The following is a 16,016-nucleotide window of genomic DNA, read 5'->3' as shown; positions in this document are numbered from 1 at the left end:
TAAATGTTAAAGGAAAGTATTAAAAAAGTTATATCTAAAGAAAATCTTTCAATAATTGAAGCAGAAGAAGCAATGAATGACATTATGACAGGAACAGCTACTCCCTCTCAAATTTCAGCTTTTTTAGTAGGGTTAAGAATGAAAGGTGAAACTATAGAAGAAATTACTGGTTGTGCAAAGGCTATGAAGAAAAATGCTATAGCTTTTGATACTAAACTAGAAAATACAATAGATACCTGTGGTACTGGAGGAGATGGAGGAAGAACCTTTAATATATCTACAGCCGTGGCAATAGTTGCGACAGCTGGTGGGGTTAAAGTAATAAAACATGGTAATAGAGCAGTATCCAGTAAAAGTGGTAGTGCGGATGTATTAGCAGAGCTAGGGTTTAATATAAATCTTGATTTTGAAAGCTCAAAACAATGTCTGGAGAAAACGGGTATGACTTTTCTCTTTGCTCAAAAATATCATGTAGCCATGAAAAACGCAGCGCCTGTAAGAAAAGAACTAGAAGCAAGAACTATATTTAATATACTTGGGCCTATCTGTAATCCAGGGAATATTAAATCTCAAGTAATGGGGGTTTTTGATAAGAATTTAACTCATCCTATAGCAGAGGTTTTATTAAAATTAGGAAGAGAAGCAGCTATGATAGTTCATGGTAATGATGGATTAGATGAAATTACATTAACTACTACTACTACTGTCAGTGAATTAAAGAATGGTAAAGTAATAGATTATATTATAAATCCTGAAGACTATGGTATGAGGCTTTGTAATATGGAAGAGTTAGCAGGTGGTGATGCTAAGGAAAATGCAGAAATAATAAAGGAAATATTCCAAGGAGCTAAAGGGTATAAGAGAGATATAGTTTTATTAAACTCTGCTACAGCTTTATATGTTGGAAAAGTTATTGATTCTTTTGAAGAAGGATTAAAGATGGCAGCTGATTTAATAGATAGCGGAAAGGCACTAGAAAAATTACAAGAACTTGTGAAGTGTAGTAAGGAGCTGGCATCATGATACTAGATAAAATAGTAGAAAATAAAAAGCTACAGCTTGAAAAAGAAGAAAAAGAAATTCCTATAGAAAAATGGATAGAATTATCTCATGGAAAAATCATAAAAAATTTTAAAGAAGCCTTACAAGGTGAGGAGATATCTGTTATAGCAGAGATAAAAAAAGCTTCACCTTCAAAAGGAATTATAAAAGAGGATTTTGATGTAGAAGCTATTGCAAAGATTTATGGAAAAATAAAAGTTAATGCTATATCTGTATTAACAGAGCAGGAATTTTTCAAAGGGAAGGATAGTTTTATAGAAATAACTAAAGCTGTTAATTCTAAGCCAATATTAAGGAAGGATTTTATCATAGATCCTTATCAAATATATCAAGCAAAAGCTATTGGTGCCGATGCGATTTTATTAATTGCAGCACTATTGCCTGGGAGACTAAAAGATTATTATGATTTGGCTACTTACATTGGACTTCATGTTTTAATTGAAGTTCATAATGAAGAAGAAGTAGAAGAAGCATTAAAAAGCGGAGGGGAAATAATAGGAATTAACAATAGAGATTTAAAAACTTTCAAAGAAGATTTAACAACTACAGAAAAGCTTATAAAGTATATCCCTAAGCACAAAGTTGTAGTTTCTGAAAGCTCTATAAAAACCTCAGAAGATATAAGATACTTAAAAAGTTTAGGAGTATCAGCAGTACTTATTGGTGAAACGTTTATGAGAAATATTGAAGATATAGAAAGGTTAGAGCGATTTTTAGAAGGGGCAAGAGAGTAATGGTTAAGATAAAGGTGTGCGGTTTGAAGAGAGAAGAAGATATAAAATATGTTAATGAATTAAAACCAGATTATATTGGCTTTGTCTTTACTAAAAGTTCTAGAGAAATTACCTCAGAATGGGGAAAAAATTTGGTTGAAAAACTGGATAAAAACATTAAAACCGTTGGGATATTTGTAGATAAGGAGATTTCAGAAGTAGAAAAGATAGCTTCTACTTTAAAACTTGATGTACTGCAATTTCATGGTAAAGAAGATAATGAATATATGAGTTGTTTTAAGGATTATGAAGTTTGGAAGGCTTTAGGTGTAACTAGTAAGGAAGACTTAAAAGAAATCAATAAATATAAAGCAGATGGAATATTATTGGACTCAAGAGTATTAGGAAGAATAGGAGGAACTGGAGAGAGTTTTAATTGGGATATAATTTCAAATTTTAAAGTAAATAAAAAGTTTATTTTAGCTGGCGGACTTAATAGTAATAATGTTAAGGAAGGAATAAGTAAAGTGAACCCTAATATAGTAGATGTATCCAGTGGTGTTGAAATAGAAGGCTTTAAGGATTTTGATAAAATAAAAGAATTTATAAAAAAAGTGAGGGAAACAGTATGAAAGGAAGATTCGGAATATTTGGTGGACAGTATGTTCCTGAAACAGTAATGAAAGCTTTATTAGAATTAGAAGAAGAATATAATAAAGCTATAGCAGATGAAAAGTTTATGGAAGAGTATAGGTATTATTTAAAAGAGTATAGTGGAAGAGAAACACCTCTTTACTATGCAGAAAATTTAAGCAAGACCTGTGGTGGAGCAAAAATTTACTTAAAAAGAGAAGATTTAAATCATACAGGAGCTCATAAAATAAATAATGTTTTAGGGCAAGTATTATTAGCAAAGAGAATGGCAAAAAAGAGAATAATAGCAGAAACAGGAGCAGGGCAACATGGAGTAGCTACAGCAACTATTGCAGCTATGTTTGGTCTAGAATGTGAGATTTTCATGGGAGAAGAGGATATAACAAGACAAGCACTTAATGTGTTTAAAATGAAGATACTTGGTTCTAAAGTTAATTCAGTAACTAGCGGTACTGGAACTCTTAAAGATGCAGTAAATGCAGCTATGAGAGATTGGGTAGCAAATATTGAAAATACTTTCTACGTTATAGGCTCAACAATGGGACCACATCCTTATCCAACTATGGTAAGAGATTTTCAAAGAGTTATAGGCGATGAAACAAGAGTACAAATATTGCAAAAGGAAAATAGATTACCAGATTACGTAATAGCTTGTGTAGGTGGAGGAAGTAACTCCATGGGTATGTTCTATCCTTTTGTTGAAGATAAGGATGTAAAACTTATAGGTGCAGAAGCAGCAGGATTAGGTGTTGATACAGATATGCATGCAGCTACTATTACAAAAGGTTCTATAGGTGTTATTCATGGTATGAAGACTTATGTTCTTCAAGACAATAACGGACAAATAATGCCTGTATATTCTATTTCTGCAGGCTTAGATTATCCAGGAGTAGGCCCAGAACATGCTTATTTAAAGGATATTAATAGAGCACAATATGTTCCAGCAACAGATAAGGAAGCTTTAGATGCTTTTAAAGCACTTTCTCAAATAGAAGGGATTATACCTGCTATAGAAAGCTCTCATGCTGTAGCTTATGCAATGAAACTGGCTAAAACTTTAGATAAAGATAAAATTATAGTAGTATGCCTTTCTGGTAGAGGAGATAAGGATATAGACACAGTGGCAAAGGAAATGGGGGTTACATTATGAATAGAATAGATGATAAATTTCAACAATTAAAAAAGAAAGATGAAAAGGCTTTAATAACCTTTATAACTGCAGGGGATCCTGATTTAGAGACTACAGTTGAATTGGTTTTGGCAATGGAAAAGTCAGGAGCAGACATAATAGAATTAGGAATTCCTTATTCAGATCCAATAGCAGATGGCGAAGTTATTCAGGCATCTTCCCAAAGATCTTTATCACAAGGGTCAAATATAGAAAATATAATGGACGCAGTAAAGAAAATAAGAGTAAGTTCTTCACAAGTTCCGGTTCTATACCTTGTATATTATAATTGTATATTCAAATATGGTATAGAAAAATTTTTATCTCAATGTAGTGAGGTAGGGATAGATGGTTTAATAATACCAGATTTACCTCTAGAGGAAAGAGGAGAAATAAGCAATTATGCACTAGAGCAAAATATTCACCTAATACCAATGGTAGCACCAACCTCTAAGGAGAGAATAGGAGCTATAATAGAAGGTGGAAGAGGCTTTGTATACTGTGTCTCTGTAAATGGAGTAACAGGAGTGAGAAATAACATAAATACTGATTTAAAAGAATATATGGAAACAGTAAAAACATTTAGTGATATTCCTGTAGCCTTGGGATTTGGTATATCTGATGCTTCCATGGTTAAAAAATATAAAGAGCATTGTGATGGAGTTATAGTAGGTAGTGCCTTAGTAAAACTCATTGCTGAAAATCAAGGTAAAGAAGTAGAAATTGCAACTAAGTTTGTAAAAGAACTAAAGGAAGCGGCATATTAAAGGGGAAATGAGTAATCTTAATATTTGTATTCTAGTATGTTAAGTTATTCAATATAGAAAAAAGCTGAATGCCAACTAATATGGAAAGTTGGCATTCAGTATATTTTTATTTTCTTTTAATATAAGTTGTATGAAGAAGCTCATGAGCTTTTTCTCCATAAGGTTTTCCTAAGAAGTCTTTATATAGTTCCTGAATAAATGGATTTTCATGAGACTTTCTTAAAGTTTTATTTCTATCTTCTGTATAAAGAGCAACTCGTCTCTTTTTAATAATATCTGTATTACCTCTAATGTATGGCTGGCCACCACCATCGATACACCCGCCAGGACAAGCCATTATTTCTATCATGTGATAGTGCTCTTTTCCTTCCCTTATTTTTTGAAGAAGTTCACGTGCATTTCCAAGACCGCTTGCCATAGCAACTTTTACTTCAGTATCTTTAATAGAGATAGTAGCTTCACGTATTCCTTCAGCACCACGTACATTAGCAAATTCAACGTCAGCTAATTCTTCTCCTGTAATCCATTCATAAGCAGTTCTAAGAGCTGCCTCCATAACTCCACCTGTAGTTCCAAATATTACTCCAGCACCTGTGGATTCTCCTAATGGACTATCGAAGTTTTCTTCATCTAAAGAGTTAAAGTCTATTCCAGCTTCTTTAATCATCTTAGCAAGTTCACGAGTACTTATAACTAAGTCTACATCTGGAATTCCGTTAGTACCCATTTCAGGTCTTGCAGCTTCATATTTTTTAGCAAGGCAAGGCATAACTGAAACTACTACTAGGTTTTTAGGATCAATTCCCATCTTTTGAGCAAAGTATGTTTTAGCTATAGCACCAAACATCTGCTGAGGTGATTTACAGCTCGATGGTATATCTAAAAGATCATGAAATTGATGCTCAAAGAAATTAATCCATCCAGGGCAACAACTAGTAAGCATAGGAAGAGTTCCACCATGCTCAAGTCTGTGAATTAACTCAGAAGCTTCTTCCATTATAGTTAAGTCAGCGGCAAAATCTGTATCAAATACTTGGTCAAATCCAAGAGATCTTAAAGCTGCAACCATCTTACCAGTAACTGCTGTGCCAGGTTCTAGTCCAAATTCTTCACCAAGTGCAGCACGTACTGCTGGAGCTGTTTGAACTATAACTGTCTTCTTTTCATTATTTAATACATTCCAAACCTTAGAAGTATTATTTGCTTCTGTAAGAGCGCCAGTTGGACATACTGCTACGCATTGGCCACAAAATGTACAGTTAGTTTCGAGCATAGGAGCTGAAAAGGCTGGAGCTATTATTGTTTCAAAACCTCTATCTATAGCGGATAAAACCCCAACAGTTTGAACCTTGTTACACATAGTTACACATCTTCTGCAAAGTATGCATTTATCTAAATCACGAACTATTGAGTAGCTAGAATTATCTACTGGATATTTAGATTTTTCTCCTTTGTATTTAATTTCACGTATTCCCATTTCGGCTGCAAGTTTTTGAAGTTCACAGTCCGTATTTTTTTCGCAAAGAAGACAATCTTGCGGATGATCTGATAGTAGAAGTTCTACCATAGTTCTTCTTGCTTTTATAGCTTTTATGGAGTTGGTTTTAACTACCATACCAGGGGTTATAGGAGTACAGCAAGCAGGAGCTAGATTTCTTCTTCCTTCTACTTCAACTACACATACACGACAAGAACCAGGATGATTTTCAGTTTTATTATCGTGAAGATGAAAATGACATAAAGTAGGTATATTTATGTTAAGTTCCTTAGCGGCATTTAATATAGTAGTTCCTTCTTGAACCTGAAAATCCTTATTGTTTATAGTAATATTAACTAAACTCAAACTTCACACCTCTTTTCGTTAAGTCTACTTTCTTATTATTGCACCCACAGGGCAGGCGCTAAAGCAGCTTCCACATTTTATACATTTATCTTGCATAATTTTATGCTTGTCCTTTACTTTTCCTTCAATGCATGAAGTAGGACATACTCTTGCACATTTTGTGCAACCTATACATTTATCTGTAACTTCATAGCGAAGTAAGTTCTTACAAACTCCTGCAGGACATCTTTTTTCTTTTACATGAGCTTCATATTCATCATAGAAATATTTCATTGTACTAAGTATTGGATTAGGAGCAGTTTGTCCAAGACCGCAAAGGGAAGTATCTTTTATGGTTTGGGCAAGTTCCTTAAGATCAACTAAGTCCTCTTCAGTACCTTTTCCTTCAGTAATTTTTGTAAGCATTTCTAAAAGTCTTTTGTTTCCTATTCTACAAGGAGTACATTTTCCACAGGATTCATCTACAGTAAACTCAAGATAAAATTTAGCTATATCAACCATACAGTTATCTTCATCCATTACAATCATTCCACCAGAACCCATCATGGAACCTATATTAGATAAGGATTCATAATCGATTTTAGTATCTAAATGGTCAACAGGGATACATCCACCAGAAGGACCACCAGTTTGGACGGATTTAAATTTACGACCATTTTTTATACCGCCGCCAATATCGTATATTATTTCTCTTAAGGTAGTTCCCATAGGCACTTCCACAAGACCTACATTATTTATTTTTCCAGCTAGAGCAAAGACCTTTGTTCCTTTAGAGGTTTCTGTACCAATGGAACTAAACCAGCCAGGACCTTCGTTGATAATTGCAGGAACTAAGGCTAAAGTTTCTACGTTATTTACACAGGTAGGCTTGTCCCACAATCCCCTTTCAGCAGGGAATGGAGGCTTGTTCGTAGGTTCTCCTCTTTTTCCTTCTATGGAGTGAATTAAAGCCGTTTCTTCACCACATACAAAGGCACCAGCGCCGTATTTAATATTTATATTAAAGCTAAAATCTGTACCTAAAATATTTTCGCCTAAAAGTCCATACTCATGAGCTTTCTTTATAGCGATTTCTAATCTGTAAACTGCAAGAGGATATTCAGCTCTAATGTATATATTTCCTTCATTAGCACCTATGGCATAACCTGCTATTGCCATTGCTTCTAATACACTGTGAGGGTCTCCTTCAAGTATGGAACGATCCATAAATGCACCTGGATCACCTTCATCTGCATTACAGATTATATATTTTTTAGAGCTTTCATATTTTTTTGCAAATCCCCATTTTGTTCCTGTAGGGAATCCGCCGCCTCCACGTCCACGAAGCCCTGAATCACTAATAATTTTTATAACATCATCAGGAGTCATTTCGGTAAGAACTTTTCCTAATGCTAAATAAGCTTTTTCTCCGATAGCTTCTTCAATATCTTCAGGATTTATAAGTCCGCAATTTCTTAGTGCAATTCTCTTTTGTTTTTTATAAAATGACATTTCATCTTGTCTTTTAACTCTTTTTTGAAGAGTAGGTTCTATAAATAAAAGTCTTTCAATAATTTTCCCTTGCAGTAGATGACTTTCTACAATTTCTTTTGCGTCTTCAGGTTTAACATGAACATAAAAGGCGTTGTCAGGATTTATATTAATGATAGGACCTTGTTCACAAAATCCGAAACAACCTGTTAAGCTTACCTGTACTTCATTTTCAAGGCCTGCAGTTTTGATTTCATGCTTTAAATTTTCAACTATTTGATAGCTATCTGCAGATTTACAGCCTGTACCGGCACAAACTGATATTGAACGTTTACATCTCTTATTCTCTGCAGCTAATTCAGCCTCATGAGAAACTTGCTTTATTGCTACTAAATTTTTGCAATCTTTATGATATTTTTTTAATTCTTCAAAAGATTTTATTTTATTCAAGGTATAATTCCTCCTATTCGCCATACTCTTCTAACAATTTAGAAACTCTATCTTTGGTAAAATGACCATATACTTTATCATTTACAGTAACAACAGGTGCAAGGCCACAAGCGCCAACGCAACGCAATACATCTAAAGTGAATTTTCCATCTTTGGTAGTTTCTCCAACCTTTATATCTAATTTCTGCTGTAATTCGCTTACTACATCTCCAGCACCTCTTACGAAACATGCAGTACCCATACATACGCTTATAACATATTCACCCTTAGGTTCTGTATTGAAGTAAGAATAAAAAGTTACTACACCATATACACTAGAAACAGGCATATTTAACTTATCTGCTACAAATTTTTGAACTTGTTCAGGTAAGTAACCGAATAACTGCTGAGCTTTATGAAGTACACTTATTAATGCTCCTTCTTTGTCCTTTAAGGAATCTATATACTCGCTTAATTCTTGAAATTTAGCTTCTGCTAGTTCATTTTTACAACTCAATCTTAAGTGCCCCCTTTGTAAATAATTTGATACTTTTTATAATTCAATTATATCAGAATCTTGTTTAAATATTAACAATTTTTATTTTTAGATTTATTTTAAATATACTAAAAAATATCCAAAAATTCAATAATGATAAAGTAAATTATGCAATGTAAATATTGGGATTTGCATGAGAAAGAGTTGATAATAAGGTAAATCCAAGTGATATAGAGGCTATGTCAATAAGTGGAAGTGAATTTATATATTTTTATTATTTTCAGAATAATCTAACACAAACAAATTGTTATATTGTTAAAATCAAAAATTTCCCTAATAAGTTTGATAATTTTAAGATAATCTATACAGTTAGTATATTGTACCGATACATTTGAAAAGAAAATATGTATAACCTATAATTATATATAATTTAATGAATTTGCTTTGGAGGAGAGGAGAAAAGTATGGAAACACATGTTAAAACCCGTTCAATGGTAGAAATGGCACTTATGACTGGCATTATATGCTTAGTGACCATGACAATGAAAATACCAACAGTTATAGGTTATACTCATCTAGGGGATGGATTTGTATTTGTGGCTGCTGTGATGTTTGGAAAAAGAAAAGGTGCACTAGCAGCAGCACTTGGAATGACTCTTGCAGATATTTTAGGTGGATATGCCATATGGGCACCATTTACATTTGTTATAAAGGCAGTTATGGCATATATAGCAGCAACTATAGCATACAGAAATAATTATAATGGAGATAATGTAAAAAACAATAGTTTTGCTTTTGCAGTGGCAGGAACATGGATGGTTTTAGCATATTATTTAGCTAATGCTGTGATTGTACGTTTTGTATATGTGGAGTCAGCAAGTTTCTATGAAAGCTTAGTTTTAGCTTTAGCAGATATTCCAGCAAATACAATGCAAATAATTGTAGGGATTGTTATAGCACTTCTTTTAATAAAAGGTGTTAAGGGAAAAGGTGTTTTTAATCGCTAATAACTATATTTCATAGTTAATTTTTAATTTTTATATGAATAAGAATTTCTTTGTTAATTAATTATAGTTTAGTAAAATAAAGCGGTAAATGAAGAGAATAATAATAATATACAGTTTAAAATGTTTACATGAATTAAAATTACTATTGATAAATTAAATTTATTATCTTATAATAAAATAAATTTAATAATTGTCTCGGATGAAGGTAATAGGAGAGAGGCTTTTGTAGCCCACCGAAGATGTTAATCTTTCAGGTACCATTATTTATGGGGAGGACTGTTACTGGACGAAACTCTGGAGAGACTCTATTTAGAGCACCGAAGGAGAAAGTTGGGATATTGTTATTCCAATGAAACTCTCAGGTAAAAGGACAGAGAATAGAACAGTATATCCAGAGGTCTGTTTTTTTTGCAGTACCTCTATTTTATTGTCACAAATCTATTCTTTTGCTGTCCTCAAAAATAATTTTATTGGAGGATGGATCATGGAAAATCTAATTCAAATCTTTAACAAAATCGACTCAATAGTATGGGGAGCACCTTTACTAATTCTTCTCGTAGGAACAGGAGTTTATTTTACACTCAGACTTAAATGTCTACAAATCATAAAACTACCATTAGCACTTAAATATTTATTTTCTAAAGAAGATGAAGATAGTTCAGGCAAAGGTGATGTTACAAGCTTTCAAGCACTGTGTACAGCACTTGCTGCAACTATTGGTACAGGTAATATTGTAGGAGTAGCTACTGCAATTAAGGCCGGAGGTCCAGGAGCATTATTTTGGATGTGGATGGCAGCTTTCTTTGGGATGGCTACAAAATACGCAGAGGGATTGCTTGCTGTAAAGTATAGGGTAATAGATAAGAATGGACAAATGTCTGGTGGTCCTATGTATTATATAGAAAGAGGACTTAAAAACAAATGGATGGCTAAGTTATTTGCTATATTTGGAATAGGAGTAGCTTACTTTGGTATAGGAACTTTTGCACAAATAAATGCAATAACAGAATCCTTAAAGGATTCATACAATGTACCAACTATAACAACAGGTTTTATAATAACTTGTTTAGTTGCCTTAGTAACTTTAGGTGGTATTAAAAGCATTGCAAAGGTCTCAGAAAAGGTAGTCCCTTTTATGGCTATAATGTATATAGTGGCAACACTTATAATACTTGTTGTAAACATTAAATTAGTACCAGCAGCGTTGGCATTAGTTATAAAAAGTGCATTTACGCCTAGTGCAGCAGTGGGAGGATTCTTAGGAGCTACAGTTAAACAGGCCATTCAAAATGGAGTAGCAAGAGGGGTGTTTTCTAATGAATCAGGACTTGGAAGTGCACCTATTGCAGCAGCAGCAGCAAAGACAAAATCCTGCGTAAGACAAGGGCTTATATCTATGACAGGAACATTTATAGATACTATAATAGTATGTACAATGACAGGTTTAACTTTAATTTTAACAGGAGCATGGAAAGCAAATTTAGCTGGAGCTGCTATGACAAATGCAGCATTTACACAAGGAATGCCTATAGAAGTTTTAGGGGAATTTATAATAACTGTAGGACTTATGTTCTTTGCATTCACAACTATACTCGGATGGAATTATTATGGTGAAAGATGTGCAGAGTATTTATTTGGAGTAAAGGGAATAAAACCTTATAGATATATATTTATAGCAATTGTAGCAATTGGTGGATTGTCTATATTAAAGTTAGACTTGATATGGATAATTGCAGACATAGTTAATGGACTTATGGCTATACCTAATTTAATAGCATTAGTGGGATTAAGTCCTGTGGTAATTCATGAAACAAAACTTTATTTTGAAAAATTGAAAAGTGAAGAAAGTCCGGAGGATGAAGAGATAATAATGTCTAAGGCATTATAATGTATAAAAGCTTCCAATGTAGTTAATATATATAGTAAATATATTAACTACATTGGAAGCTTTTGTTTATTTACGAACAATATCTATTAAATTACCTGCAAGAATGCTATATACACGAATAATAATAATAAAATTGAAAAGTAATGTTGACAGGTAATAAAAATAATGTTAATATTGGATTAGAAATTATAACATATTGTTCGTAATGATAAGAAGATTATAAGGTGATTATAAGGAGGGCTAAATAATGCAACAGTCAAAAGAAGAAAGATACGGTCAGAAACCACCTAAAGGTTTTTTAGATTCGTTTTTTAAACTAAGTGAAAATGGAACTAATGTAAAAACTGAAATTATAGCAGGTATCACTACTTTTATAACAATGGCCTATATAATATTCGTAAATCCAGGAATACTTATGCAAGCAGGAATGAATACACAAGGGCTTTTAGGGGAAGCAGCAGTAAAGGCAGGACTTAGTGCTCTAAACGATCCAATGGTTGCTTCAGTTTTTGCAGCTACATGTATTTCTGCAGCAGTTGGTACGTTTGTAATGGGTTTATATGCGAATGTGCCGTTTGCCCAGGCTCCAGGAATGGGACTTAATGCTTTCTTTGCATTTAGCGTTTGTCTTGGAATGGGATATAGTTGGCAACAAGCATTAGCCGCAGTGTTTATTTCAGGTATTTTCTTTCTATTGCTTACTTTAACTAATGTACGTGAAGCAATAGTAAATGCAATACCTACTAATTTAAAATTTGCAATTTCTGGTGGTATTGGATTATTTATTGCTTTAATAGGATTTAAAAGCGGTGGAATAGTAGTATCAAATCCAGCGACACTAGTAGGCTTTGGAGACTTCATGTCCCCAAATACGATGCTTACGCTAATTGGTCTTGCAATAACAGCAATACTTATGTCTAGAAATGTAAAAGGTTCAATACTTATAGGTATTTTATTAACTACTGTTATAGGTATTCCATTAGGAGTTACTAAAACTGTTCCATTAGCTCAGCTTGTGAGCACACCACCTTCTTTGAGTCATACTTTTTTAAAGTTAGATTTGCCAGGATTATTAAATATAGGACAACATGGATTACTTAAAGCTATATTAAATGTAATTATGGTTGTTATATCATTTAGTCTTGTAGATATGTTTGATACAATTGGAACGTTAGTTGGAACAGCTCAAAAGGCAAATATGCTAGATGAGAACGGAAAGATGAAAAATATGGATAAGGCATTGCTTGCTGATGCAGTAGCTACTACAACAGGAGCATTGCTTGGAACAAGCACAGTTACAACTTTCGTAGAATCCACTGCAGGTATTTCAGAAGGTGGAAGAACTGGACTTACTTCTGTAGTAACGGGTATCATGTTCTTAGTTGCAATGTTCTTTACAGGACTTGTTGGAATAGTTCCAGCAGAAGCAACAGCTCCAGCTTTAATAGTAGTTGGAGTACTAATGATGGGCGCTGTAACCAATATAAACTTCAATGATTTTACAGAAGCGTTACCAGCATTCTTTACAATATCAATAATGCCATTTAGTTACAGTATAGCAAATGGAATAGCAGCAGGAATTATATTTTATCCAATAGTTAAAATAGTAACTGGAAGAAGAAAAGAAGTTCATCCAATAGTTTACGTTTTAGCAGCGCTATTTATAATAAGATTTACAATACTCCCTAAATAATTTTACGACATTTTTAATATTAAAAATATCGTATGGGATTTGCATTTAAGAAAGTGTTCACTGCGTAAAGAAGCTCTAGTATTTCTGAATTGAAATCACCTAAACTTTTTAAACTCGCTGTCCCTCAGACAGTAAAAAGTTCTTAACGGTGATTTCAATTCAGAAATAAAGAGCTTCTAATTACTTATTCAATGCTTTCTACAATGCAAATCCCATACTGTTTTCCATATTAAAAATGTCTTCATGTAAACTGCTGAAGGAAGGGATTTCGCATCAGCGAAAATTCCTACAAATTAGTTATGTTTTTAAGTTTGTCAAAAGTAACTGACAAAAAAAGAAAGCCGATTGTAAAGCGACTTTCTTATATCTTAACTATAAAATTTATCAACAGGGTAATAATTAATGATTAGCGTTTTTTTAAATTACTTCTCCATCTGTTGAAATTATAACTTCTCTGTATGGTACTATTACCTCTGATTTTAACATGGCATTTTTAACAGCAGATACAATTCCACCACAGCAAGGCACTTCCATTCTAACTACAGTTATGCTTTTTATATCATTATTCTTAAGCATATCAGCTAGCTTTTCTTCATAGTATTTGTTATCATCAAGTTTTGGACATCCTATAACTGTTATGTGATCCTTTATGAAGTCTTCGTGAAAATTTTTATAAGCATAAGCTGTACAATCAGCGGCAACTAAAAGGTTAGCGCCATTTAAGTAAGGAGCTTTGCTGTTTACCAATTTTAATTGAACGGGCCATTGTCTAAGCTCTGAGTTTAACGTTGAATTTAGATTTTCAGCCATCATCATAGGAAGAGCCTTTGGTTTCATAGTTTTAGGCTGTCTTTGTATAAGCTTTGCAGCGCTTCCAGGGCATCCACATGGCATATCAGGAATTAAGCTGTTTTTAGCTTCCTCATTAGCTTTTTTTTCAGCTATCTTTTGCTTAACAAGTTCGTCATCATATTCTTTAGCTTCTCTTTCAATTATTTCAATTGCATCTGTTGGGCACTCTGGAAGACAGTCCCCAAGTCCATCACAGTATTCATCACTTATAAGTTTAGCTTTTCCATTTATAAGTTCTATTGCACCTTCATGGCAAGCCTTTACACATAATCCGCATCCATTACATTTATCTTCATGTATATGAACTATTTTTCTTTTCATAGTATAATCCTCCTAGATATTTTATTTATTTGAATTTACATAAAATTTATATCGTTTTAATCTTAGATATCCTGTTTTCAATTGATTTCATAAATTTATTATATTAGAATTAGAATTATAAATCTGTAACACATGAAACCAAGTTAAAATTTAGTATATATTTTAGGAGAGAACAATATGAAACAAGTATTACCAGTACTTAAACAATGTATATTATTTAAAAATTTGAATGGAGAGCAGTTAGAAAATATATTAGGTAAAAATACATTTAAGATTAGCAGTTATAATAAAGGTGATGTAATAGCTATTGAAGGAGATGACTGTAATAGTATAGGAATAGTAATAAAAGGTAAGATTGAAATTAGTAGAATATTTGCATCTGGTAAAACTGTAACTATGGACAGACTCCAACCAAATAGAATATTTGGAGAAGCTATAATATTTTCTAATTTTCACAAGTATCCAGCTACTATAACTTCAACAGAAAAAAGTGAAGTGCTTTTTATATTTAAGGAACAATTGCTTAAAATATGCAGTGAAAATAATATAGTTTTAAATAGCTTTATGAGTTTATTATCTAACAAGATACTTATGCTTAATAAGAAAGTCAAAGTGTTATCTTATAAAAATATAAGGCAAAGAATTGCAAGCTTCATATTGGAAGAACATAGAAAGCAAAATAGTCTTCACATTAAGTTAAAAGTAAATAGAAAAGAAATGTCTGAAGAACTTGGAATTCCTCGTCCATCACTTTCAAGAGAAATGATGAATATGAAGGATGAAGGAATAATTGATTATGATAAAAATTCTATTACTATAAATGATTTAGAGGTTTTAGAGGAATGCTTAGTGGAATAAGAATTAGAATGAATTCTATCCTTAAGGCAATTGTTATATTTTTCATGATGCACTTTTGGTTTATCGAAATATATAAGGAGTAATAGGAAATGAAAATGGTTATAAAGATAGGTATAAGCATAGTTTTATTAATTATGATTTTTGTTGTGATTATTGGTATACAAATTTATAAATTTGGAGAGTTTTCTAAGGCTCAGAAGTCTGATTGCGTAATAGTACTTGGATGCAGTGTTTATGGAGAAACCCCAAGCCCATTTTTAAGAAGCAGAACGGAAGAAGCTTTTAGATTATATAAGGAAGGATATGCAGATTATATAATTGCATCAGGAGGAATGGGAGACGGAGAAGAAATTTCAGAAGCTGAAGCGGTAAAAAGATACTTAATAGAGCTTGGAATGGATGAAAAGTACATAATAAAAGAAGATAAGTCCACTAGTACCCTGGAGAACTTAAAGAATTCTAAGGAAATAATGCAAGAGAAGGACTTTAATTCTGCTATAGTAGTATCGAATAAATATCATCTCAAGAGAGCCTCACTTATGGCAAAACGAGTAGGAATTCATGCAAGTTTTTCTGGAGTATTTGTAAAGGACTATATCAATCATGAACGTTATGGATTTATTAGGGAAATACCAGCACTTATTAAGTTTTACTTAACCTAAAAGGAAATTGCGACGTTTTTAATGTTAAATCTTCCGTATGGGTTCTGCATTTAAGAAAGCGTTCACTACGCAAAGAAGCTCTAATATCTGTCAATTTAAATCTCCTAAACTTTCTAAACTCGCTGATGCTCAG

Annotated in this window: 14 protein-coding genes and 2 riboswitches; of the genes, 10 read left to right on the top strand and 4 right to left on the bottom strand. The window is 32.8% G+C overall.

Going from position 1 to position 16,016, the window contains the following annotated elements; translation table 11 throughout:
• The first annotated feature begins 3 nt into the window (after positions 1-3).
• Genes trpD through trpA form a run of 5 tightly spaced genes read left to right on the top strand, consistent with a single transcriptional unit; the run spans position 4 to position 4,364 of the window.
• Positions 4-1,023, top strand: a complete 1,020-nt coding sequence (gene trpD, locus BSD9I1_RS13500) for an anthranilate phosphoribosyltransferase (RefSeq protein WP_186430797.1) — start codon at positions 4-6, stop codon at positions 1,021-1,023.
• On the top strand, positions 1,020-1,796 hold the full coding sequence (gene trpC, locus BSD9I1_RS13495) for an indole-3-glycerol phosphate synthase TrpC (protein ID WP_186430796.1): 777 nt from the start codon (positions 1,020-1,022) through the stop codon (positions 1,794-1,796). The genes trpD and trpC overlap by 4 nt, the downstream gene beginning before the upstream one ends.
• Complete coding sequence (locus BSD9I1_RS13490) at positions 1,796-2,407, top strand: phosphoribosylanthranilate isomerase (protein ID WP_186430795.1); 612 nt, start codon at positions 1,796-1,798, stop codon at positions 2,405-2,407. The genes trpC and BSD9I1_RS13490 overlap by 1 nt, the downstream gene beginning before the upstream one ends.
• Positions 2,404-3,579, top strand: a complete 1,176-nt coding sequence (gene trpB, locus BSD9I1_RS13485) for a tryptophan synthase subunit beta (RefSeq protein WP_186430794.1) — start codon at positions 2,404-2,406, stop codon at positions 3,577-3,579. Before BSD9I1_RS13490 ends, trpB begins: the two co-directional genes overlap by 4 nt.
• Positions 3,576-4,364 (top strand): tryptophan synthase subunit alpha, encoded by a 789-nt coding sequence (gene trpA / locus BSD9I1_RS13480; protein WP_186430793.1) that lies wholly within the window; start codon positions 3,576-3,578, stop codon positions 4,362-4,364. Before trpB ends, trpA begins: the two co-directional genes overlap by 4 nt.
• A 106-nt stretch (positions 4,365-4,470) precedes the next feature.
• On the opposite strand, the gene BSD9I1_RS13475 is transcribed toward trpA, so the two are convergent.
• The 3 genes from BSD9I1_RS13475 to nuoE are packed head-to-tail and all read right to left on the bottom strand — an operon-like array spanning position 4,471 to position 8,623.
• A complete protein-coding gene (locus tag BSD9I1_RS13475) occupies positions 4,471-6,207 on the bottom strand; it encodes an NADH-dependent [FeFe] hydrogenase, group A6 (RefSeq protein WP_186430792.1) in 1,737 nt (578 codons plus the stop codon).
• 24 nt (positions 6,208-6,231) lie between these two features.
• Positions 6,232-8,127, bottom strand: a complete 1,896-nt coding sequence (locus tag BSD9I1_RS13470) for an NADH-quinone oxidoreductase subunit NuoF (RefSeq protein WP_186430791.1) — start codon at positions 8,125-8,127, stop codon at positions 6,232-6,234.
• Between the two features lie 13 nt (positions 8,128-8,140).
• Positions 8,141-8,623: an NADH-quinone oxidoreductase subunit NuoE gene (gene nuoE / locus BSD9I1_RS13465; RefSeq protein ID WP_035308627.1), complete on the bottom strand. Its 483-nt coding sequence runs from the start codon at positions 8,621-8,623 to the stop codon at positions 8,141-8,143.
• Between the two features lie 443 nt (positions 8,624-9,066).
• Between nuoE and BSD9I1_RS13460 the strand changes: the two genes are divergently transcribed.
• The 3 genes from BSD9I1_RS13460 (at position 9,067) to BSD9I1_RS13450 (ending at position 13,190) form a co-directional block, all read left to right on the top strand.
• Entirely contained in the window at positions 9,067-9,609 is a 543-nt protein-coding gene (locus tag BSD9I1_RS13460) for an ECF transporter S component (protein ID WP_186430790.1), read from the top strand.
• 199 nt (positions 9,610-9,808) lie between these two features.
• Positions 9,809-9,879: riboswitch (glycine riboswitch) on the top strand.
• Between the two features lie 14 nt (positions 9,880-9,893).
• Positions 9,894-9,993: riboswitch (glycine riboswitch) on the top strand.
• 100 nt (positions 9,994-10,093) lie between these two features.
• Positions 10,094-11,497, top strand: coding sequence for a sodium:alanine symporter family protein (locus BSD9I1_RS13455; RefSeq protein WP_186430789.1), 1,404 nt, complete (start codon positions 10,094-10,096; stop codon positions 11,495-11,497).
• Positions 11,498-11,744: 247 nt separating this feature from the next.
• Positions 11,745-13,190: an NCS2 family permease gene (locus BSD9I1_RS13450; protein ID WP_186430788.1), complete on the top strand. Its 1,446-nt coding sequence runs from the start codon at positions 11,745-11,747 to the stop codon at positions 13,188-13,190.
• A 417-nt stretch (positions 13,191-13,607) separates the two neighbouring features.
• Here the strand turns inward: BSD9I1_RS13450 and BSD9I1_RS13445 are convergent, their stop codons facing one another.
• Positions 13,608-14,363 (bottom strand): ATP-binding protein, encoded by a 756-nt coding sequence (locus BSD9I1_RS13445; protein ID WP_186430787.1) that lies wholly within the window; start codon positions 14,361-14,363, stop codon positions 13,608-13,610.
• A gap of 177 nt (positions 14,364-14,540) precedes the next feature.
• Here BSD9I1_RS13445 and BSD9I1_RS13440 point away from each other — a divergent pair, with 177 nt between their 5' ends.
• Positions 14,541-15,221, top strand: coding sequence for a Crp/Fnr family transcriptional regulator (locus BSD9I1_RS13440; protein ID WP_035306029.1), 681 nt, complete (start codon positions 14,541-14,543; stop codon positions 15,219-15,221).
• A gap of 89 nt (positions 15,222-15,310) precedes the next feature.
• The gene (locus BSD9I1_RS13435) at positions 15,311-15,883 is read left to right on the top strand and encodes a YdcF family protein (RefSeq protein WP_186430786.1); all 573 of its coding nucleotides are present in this window, start codon (positions 15,311-15,313) and stop codon (positions 15,881-15,883) included.
• Positions 15,884-16,016: the final 133 nt, after the last annotated feature.

This window comes from Clostridium sp. BSD9I1 (genome assembly GCF_900185645.1).
In the GTDB taxonomy this organism is placed as follows: Bacteria; Bacillota; Clostridia; order Clostridiales; family Clostridiaceae; genus Clostridium_AK.
This window is presented reverse-complemented; position numbering and strand designations above follow the sequence as displayed.

Excerpts from the sequence above, each read along its gene's own strand:
- trpD (WP_186430797.1), top strand. The coding sequence starts at position 4 with ATGTTAAAGGAAAGTATTAAAAAAGTTATATCTAAAGAAAATCTTTCA.
- trpC (WP_186430796.1), top strand. The coding sequence starts at position 1,020 with ATGATACTAGATAAAATAGTAGAAAATAAAAAGCTACAGCTTGAAAAA.
- BSD9I1_RS13490 (WP_186430795.1), top strand. The coding sequence starts at position 1,796 with ATGGTTAAGATAAAGGTGTGCGGTTTGAAGAGAGAAGAAGATATAAAA.
- trpB (WP_186430794.1), top strand. The coding sequence starts at position 2,404 with ATGAAAGGAAGATTCGGAATATTTGGTGGACAGTATGTTCCTGAAACA.
- trpA (WP_186430793.1), top strand. The coding sequence starts at position 3,576 with ATGAATAGAATAGATGATAAATTTCAACAATTAAAAAAGAAAGATGAA.
- BSD9I1_RS13460 (WP_186430790.1), top strand. The coding sequence starts at position 9,067 with ATGGAAACACATGTTAAAACCCGTTCAATGGTAGAAATGGCACTTATG.
- BSD9I1_RS13455 (WP_186430789.1), top strand. The coding sequence starts at position 10,094 with ATGGAAAATCTAATTCAAATCTTTAACAAAATCGACTCAATAGTATGG.
- BSD9I1_RS13450 (WP_186430788.1), top strand. The coding sequence starts at position 11,745 with ATGCAACAGTCAAAAGAAGAAAGATACGGTCAGAAACCACCTAAAGGT.
- BSD9I1_RS13445 (WP_186430787.1), bottom strand. The coding sequence starts at position 14,363 with ATGAAAAGAAAAATAGTTCATATACATGAAGATAAATGTAATGGATGC.
- BSD9I1_RS13440 (WP_035306029.1), top strand. The coding sequence starts at position 14,541 with ATGAAACAAGTATTACCAGTACTTAAACAATGTATATTATTTAAAAAT.
- BSD9I1_RS13435 (WP_186430786.1), top strand. The coding sequence starts at position 15,311 with ATGAAAATGGTTATAAAGATAGGTATAAGCATAGTTTTATTAATTATG.